This is a genomic window from Bacillus sp. PAMC28571 (genome assembly GCF_014250435.1).
Lineage (GTDB): Bacteria > Bacillota > Bacilli > Bacillales > Bacillaceae > Bacillus > Bacillus safensis.
In genome coordinates this window covers 851336-871581 of the sequence record NZ_CP060191.1, presented here as the reverse complement: position 1 = coordinate 871581, position 20246 = coordinate 851336, and the positions used below count along the sequence as shown (strand labels likewise).

Annotated in this window: 20 protein-coding genes and 1 other annotated feature; of the genes, 3 read left to right on the top strand and 17 right to left on the bottom strand. The window is 38.8% G+C overall.

The features are described 5' to 3' along the window. Positions 1–60 precede the first annotated feature (60 nt). A complete protein-coding gene (gene mecA, locus H7F25_RS04015; protein WP_024425038.1) occupies positions 61–726 on the bottom strand; it encodes an adaptor protein MecA in 666 nt (221 codons plus the stop codon). A 263-nt stretch (positions 727–989) separates the two neighbouring features. Here mecA and H7F25_RS04010 point away from each other — a divergent pair, with 263 nt between their 5' ends. Beyond that, positions 990–1655, top strand: a complete 666-nt coding sequence (locus H7F25_RS04010) for a TerC family protein (RefSeq protein ID WP_103132097.1) — start codon at positions 990–992, stop codon at positions 1653–1655. Between the two features lie 39 nt (positions 1656–1694). Here H7F25_RS04010 and spxA read toward each other — a convergent pair whose 3' ends face one another. The 8 genes from spxA to H7F25_RS03970 form a co-directional block, all read right to left on the bottom strand. Next, on the bottom strand, positions 1695–2090 hold the full coding sequence (gene spxA / locus H7F25_RS04005) for a transcriptional regulator SpxA (RefSeq protein WP_185854245.1): 396 nt from the start codon (positions 2088–2090) through the stop codon (positions 1695–1697). A gap of 193 nt (positions 2091–2283) precedes the next feature. After that, complete coding sequence (locus H7F25_RS04000; RefSeq protein WP_024425040.1) at positions 2284–2862, bottom strand: GNAT family N-acetyltransferase; 579 nt, start codon at positions 2860–2862, stop codon at positions 2284–2286. 137 nt (positions 2863–2999) lie between these two features. Next, entirely contained in the window at positions 3000–3287 is a 288-nt protein-coding gene (locus tag H7F25_RS03995; protein ID WP_172881651.1) for a hypothetical protein, read from the bottom strand. 104 nt (positions 3288–3391) lie between these two features. After that, entirely contained in the window at positions 3392–4303 is a 912-nt protein-coding gene (locus H7F25_RS03990; RefSeq protein ID WP_370880877.1) for an ABC transporter ATP-binding protein, read from the bottom strand. 10 nt (positions 4304–4313) lie between these two features. Continuing rightward, positions 4314–5375 (bottom strand): ABC transporter ATP-binding protein, encoded by a 1062-nt coding sequence (locus H7F25_RS03985; protein WP_185854244.1) that lies wholly within the window; start codon positions 5373–5375, stop codon positions 4314–4316. Positions 5376–5393: 18 nt separating this feature from the next. Then, the gene (opp3C, locus tag H7F25_RS03980) at positions 5394–6422 is read right to left on the bottom strand and encodes an oligopeptide ABC transporter permease (protein ID WP_185854243.1); all 1029 of its coding nucleotides are present in this window, start codon (positions 6420–6422) and stop codon (positions 5394–5396) included. Further along, complete coding sequence (gene opp3b, locus H7F25_RS03975) at positions 6422–7351, bottom strand: oligopeptide ABC transporter permease (RefSeq protein WP_039177817.1); 930 nt, start codon at positions 7349–7351, stop codon at positions 6422–6424. Before opp3b ends, opp3C begins: the two co-directional genes overlap by 1 nt. 109 nt (positions 7352–7460) lie before the next feature. Then, positions 7461–9119, bottom strand: coding sequence for a peptide ABC transporter substrate-binding protein (locus H7F25_RS03970; RefSeq protein WP_185854242.1), 1659 nt, complete (start codon positions 9117–9119; stop codon positions 7461–7463). Positions 9120–9568: 449 nt separating this feature from the next. On the opposite strand from H7F25_RS03970, the gene H7F25_RS03965 reads away from it, so the two are divergent. Together H7F25_RS03965 and trpS are read left to right on the top strand one after the other, a co-directional pair. After that, positions 9569–9835 carry a DUF3899 domain-containing protein gene (locus tag H7F25_RS03965; RefSeq protein ID WP_247721819.1) on the top strand — a complete coding sequence of 89 codons (267 nt, stop codon included), beginning with the start codon at positions 9569–9571 and terminating at the stop codon, positions 9833–9835. Positions 9836–9872: 37 nt separating this feature from the next. Beyond that, positions 9873–10093: a binding site (T-box leader), on the top strand. A 53-nt stretch (positions 10094–10146) separates the two neighbouring features. Then, positions 10147–11142, top strand: a complete 996-nt coding sequence (gene trpS, locus H7F25_RS03960; protein ID WP_024425046.1) for a tryptophan--tRNA ligase — start codon at positions 10147–10149, stop codon at positions 11140–11142. 35 nt (positions 11143–11177) lie between these two features. Here the strand turns inward: trpS and H7F25_RS03955 are convergent, their stop codons facing one another. The 8 genes from H7F25_RS03955 to H7F25_RS03920 form a co-directional block, all read right to left on the bottom strand. After that, a complete protein-coding gene (locus H7F25_RS03955) occupies positions 11178–11930 on the bottom strand; it encodes a YjbA family protein (RefSeq protein WP_024426484.1) in 753 nt (250 codons plus the stop codon). Positions 11931–12002: 72 nt separating this feature from the next. Further along, positions 12003–13292, bottom strand: coding sequence for an MFS transporter (locus H7F25_RS03950; protein ID WP_253207507.1), 1290 nt, complete (start codon positions 13290–13292; stop codon positions 12003–12005). A 161-nt stretch (positions 13293–13453) separates the two neighbouring features. Then, positions 13454–14206, bottom strand: a complete 753-nt coding sequence (locus H7F25_RS03945) for an SAM-dependent methyltransferase (RefSeq protein WP_075622805.1) — start codon at positions 14204–14206, stop codon at positions 13454–13456. A 118-nt stretch (positions 14207–14324) separates the two neighbouring features. Beyond that, positions 14325–15224 (bottom strand): oligopeptide ABC transporter permease, encoded by a 900-nt coding sequence (gene opp4C, locus H7F25_RS03940; RefSeq protein ID WP_185854524.1) that lies wholly within the window; start codon positions 15222–15224, stop codon positions 14325–14327. Between the two features lie 33 nt (positions 15225–15257). Then, the gene (locus H7F25_RS03935; RefSeq protein WP_024426486.1) at positions 15258–16208 is read right to left on the bottom strand and encodes an ABC transporter permease; all 951 of its coding nucleotides are present in this window, start codon (positions 16206–16208) and stop codon (positions 15258–15260) included. 227 nt (positions 16209–16435) lie between these two features. After that, positions 16436–18070, bottom strand: coding sequence for a peptide-binding protein (locus H7F25_RS03930; protein ID WP_024425049.1), 1635 nt, complete (start codon positions 18068–18070; stop codon positions 16436–16438). An 85-nt stretch (positions 18071–18155) separates the two neighbouring features. After that, the gene (locus H7F25_RS03925) at positions 18156–19178 is read right to left on the bottom strand and encodes an ABC transporter ATP-binding protein (RefSeq protein ID WP_041110125.1); all 1023 of its coding nucleotides are present in this window, start codon (positions 19176–19178) and stop codon (positions 18156–18158) included. Next, positions 19175–20155 carry an ABC transporter ATP-binding protein gene (locus H7F25_RS03920; RefSeq protein WP_025093401.1) on the bottom strand — a complete coding sequence of 327 codons (981 nt, stop codon included), beginning with the start codon at positions 20153–20155 and terminating at the stop codon, positions 19175–19177. Before H7F25_RS03920 ends, H7F25_RS03925 begins: the two co-directional genes overlap by 4 nt. Positions 20156–20246: the final 91 nt, after the last annotated feature.

Below are 20246 nucleotides of genomic sequence, written 5' to 3'. Positions count from 1 at the left end.
ATTTACCTATTCATTCAGATAAAAAAGCCGATTCCTCTATAGAAATCGACTTTTTGTTAGTTACGAGAAGTGCTGTTGAATCGTTTCAAGGGCATTCCCTTCGATAATCAGCTGACCGTATTCTTTCAGTCTGTAGATGCTGACCACTGATTCATGAGCATATTCAAGCAAAATGCTGAGCTTATTTTCCACTTGCTCATCTGACAAATCCTCGTGGAAGTCAACATATAGATAATAACGGTTTTCAAACGAATATAAACTTGTGGTAAAATCCTGCATATTTAATTGAGAAAGTGCAATCAAATCTTCAAAGTCATCCATTTTCAACACGAATTGAAGTTGAAGTTTTTTGTCCTTCTCATTATGGTCTTCTTGATCTTGCTCTTCTTTATGAAAATCATCAAGCAGTGCATCTAAGCTTTCTTCATCTGTTTGATCTTTTTTATCTTCTGGAATCGGCAATTCGAGCTTTTGTCCATCTTTAGAAAGTTGGGCTTTTGTCACGACAATTTCAAGACCTTTATCAAGTGCCTGTACTTGAATCCAAAGCGGCCCCTCTACTGCAAATTCTTCTTCTTCGTGCACTTCGTCCATTACTTCCCAAAACAGCTCTTCACTGCGCTCACGATTATACCAAATCTCTTCACGGTCAAATCCGCGATCTTCAATATCACCGTAGGAAATATAAAATTTTACTGTATGTTCATTTATTCTTTCGATTTCCATTTTGCCAACCTTCCCTTCTATATAAGATGTTGAAGGGACATACAAGCTCCCAATTAATAGTACTTTACTACACTTTACCCGTTCCGTCTACATGTTAACCGTTTAAAGAATTGAGGTATTGCTTCGTACTGTCTATTTTATGATAAAACATGAATAAAAGAAATAAAAACGCATTTTTTGCAGAGAAAACTTGCAGAAACATATATTTGAATTGTCTTCATATATTGGTTGTACGAGCTCTATTAGGACAAGAGGTGAAATGGATGGAAACAGAGTGGATCGTATCCTTACTGATGATTATTGGCATAGACTTGATTTTAGGCGGAGATAATGCGCTCATCATTGCGATGGCCAGTCGCAGTTTATCACATGACAAACGCAATAAAGCCATTTGGATCGGCACTCTTTTGGCCGTTCTGATGAGAATTACAATGACGGGTGCCGCAGTTTATTTATTGACTATCCCTTATTTGCAGTTTATTGGTGGTCTTTTTCTCCTTTATATAGGATACAATCTTTTAATTGAACAAAAGAAGGAATCGATTCGGATTAAGAGCAGCGGCTCCCTTTGGCGTGCGGTTCAAACCATTGTGATTGCCGACCTCTTTATGTCACTTGATAATGTCATCGCAGTTGCAGGTGCAGCAAAAGGCAACATGATTCTGACCGCTTTTGGTCTCATGATTTCTGTACCGATTATTATTTGGGGAAGCAAGCTGATTCATGCGGCTTTAACTAAATTTCCGTTTCTTTTATACGGAGGAAGTGCGCTTTTGGCCTTTACTGGCGGCGAAATGATTGTGCGTGATGTGAAATTGACTGAATTTATGTCACAGCATGCCACGCTTGAATTGATGCTTCCGTTTTTAACCGTCATAGTGGTCATATTAGCCAGCCTCTTTTACGAACAAACGGCTGAAAACAAATAAAAAAAGCTGCCAAATGATCGGCAGCTTTTCGTGTTTTTATTAGTTAGCAAGTCGCTGAGCTTCTCTTAGTTGGAATGTACGAACCGTTCTTGGTAAGAAACGTCTAATTTCATCTTCATTGTACCCAACTTGTAATCTTTTTTCATCCAAGATAATTGGACGACGCAATAGACCTGGATGCTCATTGATTAGTTTATACAATTGTTGAAGCGGCATTGTCTCAACATTGACATTTAGTTTTTGGAATACTTTTGAACGTGTTGAGATAATTTCGTCTGTACCGTCTTCTGTCATTCGAAGAATTTCTTTGATTTCATCGATTGAAAGAGGCTCAGAAAAAATATTTCTCTCTTGATATGAGATATTGTGCTCTTCTAACCACGCTCTTGCTTTTCTACATGATGTACAGCTTGGTGATGTGTATAATGTTACCATAAATCTTCACTCCTCAATTTGTAGAATGAATATTGATCTGTATTCTTAAATTAAAATTGTTCTAAATAAGTAATCTTTATAGTGATTATACTATAAAAAAGTAAGTGTGAACAGATTTTCTTGCAATTTTTGTGACAAAAACTAGACAATTTCATTCATCTTGTCGTGCTGCTGGATATCAGAACATTCTCATTTAGTCGAGATGATCGAAAATATTTTTTTGCTTTCTATTTTCAATGATCTTCAATACATCATCAACATCCTCGTACGATTGTCCATACCATTCTTCATCTTTATACGTATGGATTCGTTCATAGGTCTTCCTCATGGCTTCCATGATCTCTTCCTCATGATTTGTAAGAGGCGACCAATAAAGAATTTCCATGCGGTTCACTTCATTTGTTGCAAGTGACCTGCGTTTATAACCGATTGATTCTGCATGCTTGAAGTGCTCTCTTTGGTAAAACTTTAGGCGTTTTGCAGTATCTGCATCATCTTCATCTACAGGCTCGACCTCAAGCAAGATCGGTTTCTTTTTTTCCTTCAGCTTATGAATAAGCTTTGACCCGAGGCCTTCACCTCTTGCATCTTTGGAAACAAATAAATAATCAATAAAGATGAAAGAATCAAATTCGGCGTACATCATCACATGATGAGGTCCTTCCTCCTTATGATAAATATCACTTCTTTCCTTTAATAAAGCTTCCATATGCTCTTTTGACTTCATTTCTTCTATCGGGAAGTATTCACTGAGCTTTTCATACCAATTCATGGATCTGCTCCTTATGCTATAGTTAAGAACCACTTCCTTAGATATTCCCGATTTCCTGCTATTTAAACGCCTGTACTAGTAAGACGCAGCAAAGTCTAAAGTAGTTTCACTTTTTTTCAATTAACGCAAAAAAAGTTTTATAACGAACGATTCATGACGAGTTGAATGCAGACAAACAGGATAAGTGTCATCGCAATTTGAAGCATGATGAAATAAAGAAATTTTACACGCCGTGCTTCTTGCTTCTGACTGCTTGTCTTTCGGTTAAGCATATATTCCACTGAAAAAGACACAATCCCAATGAGCACCATAAACGCGAGCATCCACTTTCCTCCGTTTGGTTTCCTGAAAAAAGACGTTGAAAAAAGCATGAATACAATGAGAACATGAAGCAATGAATAACGAAAGGTTTTCCAATTTAACATTTGATTTCCTCCGGTATCTGCTTGTACTTAACTAAAAATTACCATCATCTTGTTTTTTTGTAAAATAAAAAAAGAAGCACTGACTTAGCAGTGCTTCTTCCTTCTTATGATTGTTTCGCCTGTAGCTCTTTGAATTCTTCCTCTGTGCAGCTCACAAAGTGACCTGGCTTCACTTCACGGAACTCGGTGTTTGTTCCTTTGTGAACAGATGGATCATACTTGATTCGTTTGCGGTTACGCTCATAATCAGGATCTGGAAGCGGAATCGCAGACAGCAATGATTTTGTATATGGATGAAGCGGGTTTTCGTATAATTCATTCGCTGGTGCCAGCTCAACCAATTTTCCGAAATACATCACGCCGATACGATCGCTGATGTATTTTACCATGGACAAGTCATGGGCAATGAATAAGTACGTTAAACCTTTTTCCTCTTGAAGCTCTTTCAATAAATTGACGACCTGCGCTTGGATCGACACGTCTAATGCAGAGATTGGTTCATCGGCGATGATGAAATCCGGCTCTACTGCTAATGCACGTGCAATTCCGATACGCTGTCTTTGACCGCCTGAGAATTCATGCGGGTATCTGTTCGCGTGCTCTTTGTTCAAGCCAACAGTTTCAAGTAATTGGTACACACGCTCTTTACGCGCCTGTTTTGTTTTTGCAAGGCCATGAATGTCGATGCCCTCTGCAATGATGTCCTCAACTTTCATTCTTGGGTTGAGGGAAGCATATGGATCCTGAAAGATCATTTGCATCTTACGATTAAATTGCTTAAGATCAGTGGTCGATTTTTTATCATGAACATTCTGTCCATTAAAAATAACCTCTCCACCTGTTGCATTATATAATCGAATAATGGTTCTGCCCGTAGTTGACTTTCCACAGCCAGACTCACCTACTAGCCCCAATGTTTCTCCTCTATATATGTCAAAGCTAACATCATCAACAGCTTTTACTTCATTTGGTTTACCCACATTAAAATATTGTTTAAGATTTTTCACTTGTAAAATAACATCTTTTTCACTCAATGTGATTCCCCCCTTTTTGCGCTTTAAATTGTCGCATCCTTTGCTTAATTGATTCAGGAGGTTCTACTTTAGGTGCGTTGGGATGTAAAAGCCATGTCGCTGCATAATGCGTTTCTGACACTTGATATAAAGGCGGTTGTTGTTCGAAATCGATTTTCATTGCATATTGATTTCTAGCGGCAAATGGATCGCCTTTTGGAGGGTTTAGCAAATCCGGAGGCGTTCCAGGAATTGCGAATAATTTCTCCTCTTTTGTGTCCAGGCTTGGCATCGAACTTAATAACCCCCACGTATAAGGATGTTTCGGGTTATAGAAAATCTCATCTACTGTCCCAATTTCAACAATTTGACCACCATACATTACCGCTACACGATCTGCCACATTCGCAACGACACCTAAATCATGCGTAATAAAGATAATTGATGTTTCAATTTTCTTTTGAAGGTCCTTCATCAGTTCTAAAATTTGAGCCTGAATTGTTACGTCTAACGCTGTAGTTGGCTCATCAGCAATTAATATTTTCGGATTACAAGCAAGTGCAATTGCCACCACAACCCTTTGTCTCATCCCTCCAGAAAATTGATGAGGATATTGTTTAAATCTTTGTTCAGGATTTGGGATGCCTACAAGACTCAGCAATTCAAGGGCCCTTTTTTTAGCCTCTTCTTTACTAGCATTTTGATGTTTTAAGATCGGTTCTATAATTTGTTTGCCGATTGTCATTGTAGGATTCAACGATGTCATAGGATCTTGAAAGACCATTGCAATATCTTTTCCACGTATTTTTTGCATTTGCTTATCAGTAAGTTTTGTTAAATCTTTATCTTGAAACAAAATCTCGCCTTTTTTCACTTCAGAGTTAGATTTAGGAAGCAGCCCCATGATTGATTTTGAAGTAACTGATTTTCCTGAACCTGATTCTCCTACAATGGCAAGTGTCTCACCTTTTTTCAGATCAAAATTCACACCTCTTATCGCCTTGACTTCACCAGCGAACGTGTGAAATGAGATATTTAAGTCATTTACTGTTAGAATGGTTTCTTGTTTATTCATCATCATCACCGTCCCGTACTAATCTTTCATTTTTGGATCAAGTGCATCTCTCACACCGTCGGCAACAAGGTTAAAGACGATCATGATAACACTAATGATAATTGCTGGATAAACCATCTGATATGGGAAAGCGATCATTGATTTAAATCCATCTTCAATTAACGTCCCTAGTGAAGCTTGTGGCTCTTGGAGACCTAAACCAATAAAGCTTAAGAAAGCTTCGAAGAAAATTGCACTAGGGATGGTGAACATTGTATTAATAATCATCACACCTGTTAAGTTAGGTAACATGTGTTTAAAGATAATTTTAAAGTTGCTTAACCCCAGAGTTCTAGCGGCTAGTACATATTCCTGTTCTTTCAGCTTCATGACTTGGGCTCGTACAACCCTGGCCATACTGATCCAACCGGTAATACTTAGAGCAATAATAATTGGAATAATCCCTGGCTTTAAGACGAGAATCATTAATATGACAACGATCAAGTTGGGAATACCCATTAGAACCTCTAAAACACGTTGCATCGCATTATCAATTTTCCCGCCAAAATAACCAGAAATAGCACCATAAGCAACACCAATGATTAAATCGATCACAGCTGCAACAACAGCAATAAGCAGTGAGATTTGAGTTCCTTTCCACACACGTGTAAATAGATCTCTTCCAAGATTATCTGTACCGAACCAGTAATAATGATCAATTCCTTTTTGTTCATAAGGATTAACCACGTCACCATTTTTCAGCGTTCTTTCCCCAGTAAATGGAAGGAAGCTAACATGCTCTAATCCTTGGATTCGAGGTGGCAGGTTCGCTTCAGACGTTGTCTGAGTACTAAAATCTTTACCACTAATTAAAGGTCCGACTATAGCCATCAATACAATTAAAAATAAAATCACCAAACTTACAACTGCGGCTTTATTCTTTTTGATTCTAAGCCATGCATCTTGCCAATAATTTAGACTAGGTTTCTCAATTTTTTCAGCAGAAAATGTATCAACACCAGCGGGCTCAAATAGACTTTTATCAATATTTTCTTCTTGCTGTTTCATCATTTGTTACCCCCTGCTACACGAATTCTCGGATCGATAATTCCATATAAAATATCGACAATAAATACAACCACAACAAAAAGAACGGCGAATAAAATTGTTGTTCCCATAATAACTGGATAGTCATTTACAGTAATTGCTTTAACAAATTGCTCACCAATTCCAGGAATCGAGAAGATTTTTTCGATTACGAGAGATCCCGTCATTAAACTAACAGTAAGTGGACCAAGAACTGTCACAACAGGGATCAAAGCATTTCTCATTGCATGCTTAAATGCTATTTCAAAATAGCCTGCCCCTTTTGCCTTTGCCAGCAAAATATAGTCAGTCTCAAGAACTTCAACCATTTCTGTTCGCATAAAACGAGCACAAATGGAAATAGGAAACATTGCTAATGCGATTGTAGGCAAAATTGTATACTCAAATCCATTCCAGAATTGAGTTGGTAATAAACCCAATTTCACCGCAATATAGTATTGAAGTAATCCCGCGAATACAAAACTCGGTATTGATTTACCGATAACTGCCAAGAAAGTAGCAGAGTAATCCACCCATGTGTTCTGCCTTAAAGCTCCAACTACTCCCAAGAAGATACCAACAATCGTTCCTATAATAATCGCTTGAAGGCCTAGGACAGCAGATGGTCCTACTCGGTATGAAAGAAGTTCTGTTACGGAGGTATTGTTGAATTGGAATGAAACACCTAAATCCCCTGTGAATGTATTAATCAAGTAATGAAAGTATTGAACTGGGATAGGCTGATCTAGCCCATATTTTGCATTAAGTACAGCTTGTTGGGCTTCTGACAACTTTTGTGCATTAACAAAAGGAGAACCCGGAATGAGTTTCATTAAGAAAAAAGTGATTGAAACAATGATGAAGAGGGTAACGACCATGAAGCCAACCCGTCTAATTAAGTATTTCAGCATACTTGCACCTCCTGATAAAACTGACTTTTCTGTATATTTCGACATATTTCTTTCAGTGAAAAAGAGAGTATATTCAGAGAATACACTCTCTTTTCTATAAGATTGTTAATTATCCTTCAATTTTCATCCATTTGTAGCTGAATTCTGGTCCAACCTTGTGAATGACAAACCCTTTAACTTTATCATTAATCAAATAGTTAGTTGCTCTCTGATAAATTGGTGAAAGTGCTGCGTCATCTTGTAGTAATACTTTTTCAGCTTCTTGTAAAGCTTTCCAGCGTTCTTCAGGCTTAGCAGCTAATTTGCCAGATGCATCTTTTAACAGCTGATCATATTTCTTATCTGAGTATCCCATGTGGTTGTTTCCGCCACCAGTGATAAACAAGTCAGAGAATGTGATTGGATCAAGATAATCAGGACCCCATCCAGCCATCTGTAGATCGTAATCCTCTTTCTTATCTCGATCAATACGAGTAGCGAAAGGAACACTTTGAATATTGATATCTAAGCCAGGTAAAGTTTTCTCAAGCTGATCTTTAATGAAAGCTCCGATTGTTTTAGCTGTCTCAGAATCATCACCTAAGTAATTAAGCGTTACTTTAGACGTTCCTAATTCTTTTAGACCTTTTTCAAAAAGTTTCTTAGCTTCGTCTTTATTTGTTTCTAAGTATTTAGGCATTCCATCGCGGAAGTCTTTTCCGTTTTCATCATGTACAAAGTCTTTTGGAATTTGATAGTAAGCAGCAACAGAACCATTCTGCAATACATCTTTTACAAACGCTTCTTTGTCAATTGCTGTTGCAATTGCACGACGAATGTTTTCATTCTTTAGAGATTTATTCCCTTGGTTCATTTTCAACCAGAACACAGTAGGCTCTAGTAATCTTTTCATTCGCTTATCACCTTCGTATTGAGAGATGATAGCAGGTGTTGATAATTTAGGTGTAATATCAGCTTCTCCAGCTTCGAATGCGTTAACAGCTGCCTGTGGATCTTTAGATACTTTAAAAGTAAGTTTTGTCATAGAGACGTTCTTTTTGTCCCAATATTTTTCATTCTTTTTGTATTCCCAAGTAGTTGCTTGTGGTCCATCCCAAGAAGAAAGTTCATAAGGGCCATTGTATACAAGATTTTTTGCAGTCTTCGCATATTTATCGCCTTGTTCTTTAACGAACTTTTCATTCACTGGATAGAAAGTTGGGAATGAAAGCAGAGATTGGAAGTAAGGAATTGGTTTTTCAAGTGTAATTTGCAATTCTTTATCACTTACAGCTTTAATTCCTAGTTCGTCAGGCTTTGCTTTTTTGTTGTAGACCTTATCAGCATTTTTGATTTTACCAACCATCATATATGGGCCATACTCAGACTTTTGTTCTGGATCTAAAGCACGTTGCCAAGCATAAACGAAATCTTGTGCTTTAACTGGATCACCATTAGACCATTTTGCATCTTTCAGTTTAATGTTATAAACTGTTTTATCTTTGTTAGCAACTGGTTCGCCATCCGCCATACCAGGTACTAATTCTTCTTTATCGTTGAATCGATACAAACCTTCAAAAACGTTATTCATCGTTGTGAAACTAATTGTATCACTTGCTTGGATTGTATCCATTGCAGGCATTTCCTGTGATTCTAAAATTGTAGCCTCTTGTTTTGAATCTTTGGATGCAGTGCCCTTGTCGCTACTTTGTTTACCTGAACATGCAGATACAAAAATAGTCAGCACCAATAAAAAAACTAAAAGCAGTGAAAATTTAGACTTTTTCATCTAGTTGTTGACCTCCCCTTCATAAATGAACTACAGGAACTATTATACTAGCAAATAAGTAATTGTGCATTCATTTTTTTAAGAAAATTTTCATATTTCGATTATTTTTTAATAAATTTATTAAAAAATTGAAACAAATTGGGTATTTTCCTTTCGTTTTGTGATCTTAAATACCTAATCAGAAGTAATCCTGTCTATACAATTGGCAATCTTCATGATTCATTGTAAACTAATATCAAGAATTTTGTTAAAACAACTGCTTAATTCCTTGTTTCGTTTTTCTTATATAGTGAAAGTCTTGAATTAAACATTTTTATTGCTATTTTAGTACAGTAAAGTTTTAATGCGCAGGAGTGATTGTTATCAAATTTTTTATTCTTTTAATTAGTTCTAATTGCCTTGTATTCATTTTAAGTTTCATTTTTTATGGGCACATCTCTCTGTTAAGCATGATTAACATCACTTTTTATTTAGCATCGGCAACTTTGCTAGTATGGTTATCGTTAATCACTTTAAAAAGTGGATTTTTTGATCAAACAGCTTACAGCTTTCGAAAAGTATTTGATTCATTAAATAAGCAAAAGGGCACTATTGACGATGATGTAAACAAACATTTATCATCATCATTCCAAAGCAATTTTTCCTCCATGAAAATATTAGGTCTTAGCTTACTAATTGAAATGTTTATTCTGCTCTTCATTTATTATAGGCTTTGACATTTGATTTTTGCTTATTTATAATGGATTAAATTATATTGTTGCGATGAAAAAGAAGAGTACATATATTCACCATTTACAGAGAGTCTGCGGCCGGTGTGAGCAGATAATGGCATGTATGGAATGGGCTTTGGAGCAGCTAACCGAACACTTCTAAAAAAGTGAGTAGGCTTAGACGGAGCAGTCTCCGTTATCAACGTCTTGAGTGATTTCTATGTGAAATAACAAGGGTGGTACCACGGTTCATTCGTCCCTTTTCTGTTGAAAAGTGATGGGTGGGCCTTTTTATATTGAAGAAAAGAGGTTTTAGTATGACAAAGAAGACAATTTTTTCAGGCATTCAGCCGAGCGGTTCTGTCACATTAGGGAACTATATTGGAGCAATGAAGCAATTTGTCGATTTGCAGCATGACTATAATGGCTATTTTTGTGTCGTCGATCAACATGCGATTACAGTGAGTCAGGACCGATTAGCTCTCCGTCAAAATATTAGAAGCTTAGCAGCTCTTTATTTAGCTGTTGGTCTTGATCCAGAGAAAGCGACATTGTTTATCCAATCAGAGGTACCTGCTCACGCCCAGGCAGGATGGATGCTTCAATGTGTTGCTTATATTGGGGAATTAGAAAGAATGACCCAATTTAAGGACAAATCCGCTGGTAAAGAAGCAGTTGTTTCAGGCCTATTAACGTATCCCCCATTAATGGCTGGCGATATCTTATTATATGGTACTGATTTAGTCCCTGTTGGAGAAGACCAAAAGCAGCATCTTGAATTGACTAGAACGCTCGCTGAACGCTTTAACCGAAAGTACAATGACATCTTCACTGTGCCTGAAGTGAAAATTCCAAAAGAAGGCGCACGGATTATGTCTTTAACAGATCCAACGAAAAAAATGAGCAAATCCGATCCGAACCAAAAATCTTTCATTACCTTATTAGATGAACCAAAGCAGCTTGAAAAGAAAATTAAAAGTGCTGTGACGGATTCAGAAGGCATCGTCAAGTATGACAAAGAGAACAAGCCTGGTATAGCCAACTTGCTGACGATTTATTCTGTATTAGGCAACATATCCATTGCAGAGCTGGAGCAAAAGTACGAAGGCAAAGGATATGGTGAGTTTAAAGGAGATCTTGCGAACGTTGTCGTTGATGCTTTAAAACCAATTCAAGATCGATACTATGAACTCATTGAATCAGACGAGCTTGACCGCATTCTAGACGAAGGTGCTGAAAAAGCAAACCGCGCAGCAAACAAAATGCTGAAAAAAATGGAGAATGCGATGGGTCTTGGCAGAAAACGCAAATAAAAAAAGCTTGCAGCACGACTCGCTGCAAGCTTTTTCTAATTTACTTTTGATTCGTTTTCCATTTCCCAAAGCTTTTCGAAAAAAGGCTGTCCTTTAATCATTTTTTCACAGAAGGCTAAATGATTCTCTGACCACCCATCAATCGTTTCATTGTAAAGCATGTTCCAAATCTCTTCGAAAGACATTCGTTTGATTTGGTTGTACATGCGCGGGTTCCATTCCGTATACCAATACGCAATCTCCGCCCTGTTTTTGAGCCCTTTTAATTGATCGAGCGCCATAAACATCAGCTGTTTCAGCTGTCTTTCTTTTCTCGTTAATCCGCTGATATGCTGCGGCGGCAGTGATAGAATATGATACTCTTTCGTCGATTCAAGGCTGTCCTTAGAAAATTCATATTCCTCTGCCTTCACATCTTTCACCATTTCATACACCAATTGCTCCTGCCTTGGGATCAAGCGGCTTTTTCTCACAGGTATGGAATACCCAATCGTATCTACAGCAATAATTCGAATGCCGTCTGTGACCACAAAGCAATACTCTAATTTACGGCGTTCATGATTTTTTCGAATATAGGATTTCTCAAATACAGACTCTAGCAGTGTCTTCGGCAGCTCTGAAAGATCATTCTCTATGTAATCAAACAAAGGGCTCTGCACCTTAAGTAAAGGCACTTGATCTAACAGTTCAACGCTGTCCTCCTTACGCCACTCATGAAAATGACACACATTGTAGCCATTTTCTTCCCCTTCAAACCAATTCACCCATACGTCATGAAGAAATAACATAACCAATCCCTCACTTTATAAAAACTGTTGTCCACAGTATGGGCAAGGGATAGAGAAATTATTCCAACTTTATTAAACTTCAAGCTGTGTTGCAGTTGAAGTGTCTTTATTTTTTTTCGTTACATTTAATAAGGCCGCAAAACCTTTCATCCTCATTGACAATAAACTGATAGCAAGCAATACTCCGCCGGAAATGGCAGTAATCCATATAACACCAATATATTTAGAAAAAATACCGGCGATGATTAACCCGAGAATGACACCAAAATTGGAGAACATTTGTAAAATGGACATCGCACGTCCTCTATAGGCATTTGGGGTCAGCCCAAGAAATAAACTGCTAATCGGTACATTCAAAAAAGCGTTCATTAATCCTATACCGAACATCCAAAGATAGACTGGGAATAATCCAAATAATGTTTCAAAAAACTCGATTGGGATGATGGCCGTCATCCAAAGCCCCATAAAGATCGTCGTGGTGATTAAGATATAGCCTGGTTTTAATTTACCTAACAAATATGGACCTAAAATGGAACCAATAACAGCACCGATCCCTGAAAATGCTTCAATCATTCCGAAATGAAATCCTGTGACTTGAAATTCGTGCAGCAAAATGGAGTTTGATGTTGTGTTAAAAATACCAGCGATAAACATGACTTGTGTTAATAAAATGATTAAAAAGGCAAGCGGAGCTGATTGAAATACAACCTTTAATCCTAGTTTGATCGCCGTCCATTGTTTTTCTTTAGAAGATGATGAGGAAATCTCTTCTTCTTTTTTATTTTTCTTTTTCACAAGTACAGCCGTTAACAAAATCAAACATGCGGATAGACTATAAGAAAGAATATCGATCATAAGCAGTATAGTTGGAGAGAAAAAAAGAAGCAACAGCCCTGCTATACCAGGTCCGGCAATTTGCATAACAGAATAAATACTTTGTGAAACGCCCATTGCCTCTGTAATATTTTTCTCCCCTACTACAACCGGGATATAAGAGGAACGCGCTGGATAAAAGAAAGCACTTCCTATACCTGATAAAAAAACAAGCATAATGACATAAACTGGTTGGTTTATACTAAAGATCATTCCTATTAATATGAGAGCTCGAAATAAATCGGCAGCTATCATGATATGATGTTTTTTAAAATGGTCTGCCGCAACACCACCTATTAATCCGAAAAAAAACATAGGTGAATATTGACAAAACAAGACGAATCCAATTAATAAAGGGTCATCAGAAGTGGTTCCAACAATGTAAAGGATGACAATAGTGGTCAGACCGTCCCCAAAACGGGAAATCAGTTGCGCTAAACAAAAGGTTAAAAATCGCGGCTGTTTCAGGATAGCGATCAATAAAATCAACCTCTCTATATTCTCTTCTATTGAATTATTTACGTAAGAAAGTGCGTGTTCTTTCACACGCACTTTACAAAATAAATATAAATGATTTGTTTTCTATAGACAGTTATCTTGGTACGATGATGATGACGTTTGTTTTCATATGACTCACCCCCTTTAATGCTTTATTTAGTGCATAAAAGTATCGTGTTGTGAGCTTCTACGGTATAAGGATTTCCTTCAAAATCTCCATAAATTTGTTGGACGATAAAACCAATATCTTTTAACATATTTGTGATTTCTGAGACACTGTATAACCTCATCTTAATAACATGTTTAGTTGTTTTGTCATTCACTATTCTTGTTTGGTCTATCTTAATGGTGCTGTTTACAATGTCTAACTGTCTTCTTTCTAAAGCATAGCCTGTCTCTTCGTCACCAAACCAAATAAGTGGATGGAAATATTTTACTATAAATTCTCTGTTTGCAAGATGGAGAAGAAAAGTTCCTCCTTCTTTTAAACATGCATACATGGTTTTAAGCATTTTCATGTTTTCCTCATCTGACATATAGACAATGGACGTTTCCATATTAAGCACAACATCATACGTTCTAGGAGGTTGAAAGTCTCTTCCATCTGCTAAAAAAGTTGTCACTCTGTGATTTGAAACTTCTTCAATATGCCCCAAAAAATCCTGATTGAGATCTAGTCCATCTACCTGATATCCTTCTTGCCAAAGTTTAAGGAGATGTCTTCCATGCCCGCAACAAAAATCTAATATGTGCGGATGATCATAAGTTTGAAGGATTTTTCTTCGGATGAAATCAATTTCTACATCGACATTACGAGATAAAAGATGTGAGTAAATCTCTTTATACTGAGCACCAAAGAAATCAGTGCCTTCATCTGAAATTGGTGTTTCCACTTTAGCAGACAATTAGGAGCTCTCCTCTCAATCTCTTTATTTATTGTAAATCTATGGTATCATATTAAAATACCTTTATCAACCTTTTTTGTTATAAAAATACATATTTTCAATACTTAAGTATTGATATTCACTTCAGCTTTTTAGGATCAAGCGCATCTCTCAGCCCATCTCCTAAAAAATTAAAGCATAAAACAGTCAGCAAAATGAGTAAACCTGGGAAAAGCGGGTACCACCACGCTTGCACCATAATCGAGAAATTTTGTGCATCTTGCAGCATGTTGCCCCAGCTTGCCGTGGGCGGCTGAATACCAAAGCCAAGGTAGCTGAGTGTTGATTCAGCTAAAATGACGGACCCTACTTTTAATGTAGCTGATACAATAATAGGACCGATACAGTTCGGTAAAATATGCGAAAAGATGATGACCTGATTTTTCGTTCCAATGGTTCTCGCCGCGAGGACGAATTCTCTTGTTCGAAGTGATAAGAATTCACTGCGTATGAGCCTTGCGGTTGTTGTCCAGCCTGTCAAAGCAAAGATTAGGATCAATTTATCAATTCCCGGTTTGAAAATGGTGACGAGCGTGATCAATAGAAAAATGTCTGGAATCGACAACACGACATCCACAAATCTCATTAACAAGGAGTCAATAAACCCTTTGAAATACCCCGCGACCGCGCCAACGACAGTGCCAATGGTGATTGCACCGACCACTGAGACGAAACCGACCAATAAAGAGACTCGCGCGCCATAAAGCACCCTTGAGAAAATATCGCGGCCAAACTTGTCAGTGCCCATAAAATGCTCAGCACTTGGCGGCTGGAGCCGCTTTAATAAATCTTGCTGTTCTGGTGTATATGGAGCGATCACTGGAGCGAAAATGGCTGAAAAGATAATGACCAATAAGATCACGGAGCCGGCAACCGCCAATTTATTTTTGAAAAATTTCTCGCAAAATAAACGCAGCATCGTCTCAGGCTTTGGCGGAAGGCCCTCCTTTAATTTGATATCAACAGGAGGTGTCCCCATATTAGGCTGTGCCAATAGTACTTCAGCTCCCTTCTAATATTCAATACGCGGATCAACGATCGCATATAAAATATCCGCTATTAAATTTCCAACCACCACAAGCACTGCGGAAATAACGGTCATCGCCATAATGACCGGATAATCTCTCGAAAAGGCAGAATCAATGAACAGCTTTCCAAGTCCAGGCCAGGTGAAGATTTGTTCCACCACGACTGCGCCGCCAATAAAAGATGGTATCATTAATCCGAAAATCGTTATGACAGGCATAAGACCGTTTCTTAAACCATGCTTAAAAATGACTTTGTTTTCTCTAAAGCCTTTCGCTCTTGCTGTGCGAATGTAATCCTGCCTCATCACATCAAGCATACTCGACCTTGTGTACCGGGTCAGCCCTGCCATATCAGCAGTTGCTAAAACAAAGGCAGGTAAAATGATATGATGGAGCCGGTCTAACACATTAAAATCAGCATTCAAGGTAGAAACTCCGCCAGTTGGAAACCAACCCAGATTCACGGATAAAACCATAATGAGGATGAGACCAAACCAAAAGTTTGGAATAGCCAGTCCGATAAAAGATGTAACCGTAATGCCATAGTCAAGCTTTGTATATGGACGTTTTGCTGAAAGGACACCAAATGGAATGGCGATCAGCAGGGCAACTAATGTAGAAAAGATCATGAGGATGAGGGTATTTGGCAGCCGGGCAAAAATCAAATCAGCCACGGGTGTTCCCTTTTTGACAATGGATGTGCCAAAGTCACCTTGAAGCATATTGCCAAGCCATTTCATATATTGGACATATTCAGGATCGTTCAAGCCGTACTTATCAATAAAGGCTTCCCGGTCTGCCGCACTAATGGTAGGGTCCATCATGAGTGACATCGGATCGCCTGGTGCTGCTTTCATAATGGCAAAGGACAAGATGGTAATCCCTAATAAAATGGGAATGGAGAGTAATGTCCTTCTAATGATATATGTAACCATATGCACAACTCCTTTTTCATCGGATCGCCAATCTGTAAAAAAAGGCCAAAATGATGGATTTTAGCCCTTTGTCTGCTTTTCAGCGTGATCTGAAAACCCTTGAATTCTCGTGCTGATGCGGAGCGAACGAAGTGATCTTTTTAGCACCCACGCAGAGAACTGACACCGAATGCAAGAGATTGTTCTCACGGTGAAAGGGGAGAATCCCCCCCTTCTTCACTATCAGCCTACTGTTCAAGCCACCATTTTTCGATTTTGTAATATTCATCTTTCGGGTGGTAAGAGTAGCCTTGGAGATTAGATGGCATAGCACGATGTGAGTTAGCATAGTAAAGGAACGTGTACGGCTGATCCTCTGCGATCAGTTTATAAATTTTTTCATATGCCTTTGAATAATCTTTTCGATCGCTTAAGTTTTTAGCATCAACTAACAGCTTATCGACCTCTTTATTTTTATACCAGATGTTATTTAAACCTTTTTCTGACTGGCTTGAGTGGAATATGCTGAATTGATCAGGGAATGTCGCAAGGCTCCAGCCGAGCAGCAGCGCATCATAATCCCACTTAGGCGGTGTCGTCTGCTCAATGAGTGCACTGAATTCCACAATTTGCGGCTTCGCTTCCACACCGATTTCTTTGAGCTGCTGCTGGACAACGACAGCGATATCTTCACGAACTTTATTTCCTTGGTTGGTCTTTATGACAAAGGAGAATTTCTTGCCATCTTTATCAAGATAGCCGTCTCCATCTGTATCCTCCCAGCCCTCTTCTTTCAGCATCTTTTTCGCTTTTTCTTGATCAAACTCAAACACTGGAACATTTTCATCCTTTGGATAGTTCCAGGACAGCGGACTTTCTGGAATATTGGCTACTTTGCCGTCTCCATCTAGCACTTGGTCAACAATCGTTTGACGATCAATGGCATGTGTCAGTGCTTGGCGGACCTTTTTACTTTTAAAGAGTTCATTTTTCTGGTTCCAGCCAATGTATGAATAATTGAGTCCTAGATCAGATTCGATTTTAATGTTGCTCACTTTTTCAGCTGTTTGCAGCTCGGATCCTGGTACAGCAAAGAAATCAATATCTCCTGCTGACAGCTGGGCAATCGCTGCATTCTGATCAGGAATGGTTTTAATGGTGACAGTATCAAGGTAAGGACGTCCATCCCAATAATCGTCAAAGGCTTCTAGTTTGACATAGTCTCCTTCTTTCCATTCTGCGAATTTAAATGGACCTGAACCGATTGGTTTTTTTCGGTTAAATTCGTTTTCACCGAGATCTTTTATAGGCACATCACCTAAAATATGCTTAGGTAAAATACCGTAGCTTCCTAGTGTGACATTATAAAAATAAGGATCTTTTTTATTGAGCTTGAATTCGATCGAGTAGTCCCCTGTCTTTTTAACAGACTCTAAAACTTCAAAGCCTGATCCGCGCTCCCCGTTGTAGTCCTTATTGATTGGTATGCTGTATGTAAACACAACATCATCAGCAGTCAGTTCTTCACCATCATGAAACTTCACACCTTTTTTAATGGTGACATCAAACTGCTTGCCGTCATCAGATTCTTTAATATCCTCTGCCAGCGATAGCTGAGGGTTGAGCTTTCCGTCTGTTTGAAGTAAGAAGCTGTAGATTCTTTCCTCAATATCAGAGCTTGCCACATCTGTAGAATACAGCGAGTTAAATAATGTTGGCTCTGCAATTGAACCGATGACAAGATCGCCGCCTTGTACCGGTTTACCTGTAGATTTCTTTTCACTGTCTCCAGACGTTTTATTTCCACCAGAACAAGCAGCAAGGATTAATGTAAAAATCAGCAGTAAACTGACCAGAATGGACTTTCTATTTCTACCTTTCATAGACAATTCCCCCTATTCTTTTTTTAAAATAATGACCGAATCCTGTTTCATCCCCCCTCTCAAAGATGAGATCATACAAGCTTGATCAAGCGTTGTAGAGGTGGCAGGCAACAAAGTGGTTCGTTTTTAATTCTTGAAATGCTGGTACTTTTTCTTTACAGATTTCTTTCGCATGCGGGCATCTTGTGTGAAATACGCAGCCTTTTGGCGGATTTGCAGGACTCGGCAGATCGCCTTGCAGCATAATGCGTTCTCTTTTCGTCTGCCCTTTTTTACGGGTGACAGGAACGGAAGAAAGCAGAGCCTGTGTATACGGATGGAGCGGTTCATCGTACAGACTGTGCTTATCGGCAAGCTCCATCATTTTGCCGAGATACATGACGCCGACTCTATCGCTAATATGTCTGACCACACTTAAATCGTGAGAGATAAATAGATAGGTAAGGTCAAATTCCTCCTGAAGCTCCTCCATCAGATTAATAACCTGCGCCTGAATAGATACATCAAGTGCTGATACAGGCTCATCTGCGATGATCATGTCGGGATTCATGGCAAGCGCACGAGCGATGCCGATCCGCTGCCTCTGCCCGCCTGAAAATTCATGGGGATAGCGGTTCGCAAAGCTTGGATGAAGACCTACCTTTGATAAAAGCTGTTCTACTTTTTCATTTCTTTCTTTTAAGGAATATAAGTGATGTGTTTTGTAGGGTTCTTTGATGATGCTTCGAAGTGTTTTTCTAGGGTTGAGTGATGCAAAGGGATCTTGAAAAACCATTTGGATGTTTTTTCGTGTAGATTGTCTTAGCTTTGATTCTGACACGCGCGTGATGTCTTGCCCTTTAAAAAAGATTTGACCGTCAGTTGGTTCGTATAGGCGAATCATTGTCCGGCCTAGGGTGGATTTCCCGCATCCTGACTCCCCGACAATACCTAACGTTTCACCTTTATAAATCTTCAAGTCTATGCCGTCAACAGCTTTCACTGCACCGACTTTCTTCTGAAAGACGCCCGCTTTAATCGGAAAATGTTTTCGAATCTGTTTCAGTTCAAGGATCGTTTCTTTCTCTGGTAAGTCTGTTATTTGTGTTTGATTTTGAGCAAGTGTCATGTGTGGTCTGCCTCCTCATATAAGAAACATCTGACGCTTCTGCCATCTTCAAATGTTCTCAGCTTAGGCAGTTCTCCAAGGCAGCGTTCCTTCACTTGCGGACATCTAGGAGCAAAGCGGCAGCCGGCTGGAAGCTGATCTGGCGCAGGAACATTTCCTTTGATGGCTGTTAACGGCTGTATGTCTCCGTCAATGACAGGAATCGATTCAAGCAGCCCTTCTGTGTAAGGATGAAGCGGCTGTTCAAACAACTCTTCGACAGTCCCATTTTCAACAACCTGTCCGCAGTACATGACAATCACTCGATCTGCCACTTCAGACACGACACCTAAATCATGTGTGATAAGAAGAATAGATGTACCAAAGGTAGAGCATAAATCTTTCATTAAAGTGAGTACCTGTGCTTGAATGGTCACATCCAGGGCAGTTGTCGGTTCATCTGCAATGAGAAGCTTCGGATCACAGCTTAGCGCTATGGCAATCATCACTCTTTGCCGCATGCCGCCTGATAAACGATGCGGATAATCTTTCATGATTTGCTCCGGGCGGGAAAAACCAACAAGCTTCAGCAGATCAACCGCTTTTTTGACCGCTTCTTTTTTTGAAAGTTTTTTGTGATAGATGAGGATTTCTGTTATTTGTTCTCCGATGGTTAAGACGGGATTAAGTGAGGTCATGGGTTCCTGAAAGATCATAGATACATCATTACCACGGATGCTGCATAATTCCTTTTCACTATATGTAACAAGGTCCTTTCCATCAAGTTTGATGGAACCGTCCATAATTTTCCCGCCCGTGCCATGAATCAGACCCATAATGGATAAGGACGTAATGCTTTTGCCAGACCCAGACTCACCGACTAATGCGACAGTTTCTCCTCTGTTGATGCTGAAATCAACGCCATCCACAGCAGGTATCGGTTCCTTTTTTCGAAAAAAATAGGTTTTTAAGTTTTGCACTTCAAGCAGCGTGCTCATTCATTCGCCCCTTTCTCCTTAGATCAATAGAATCGAACCTGAATATTCTGTATTTTAAAAATAAAAAGAATTATTTGTATATTATTACATC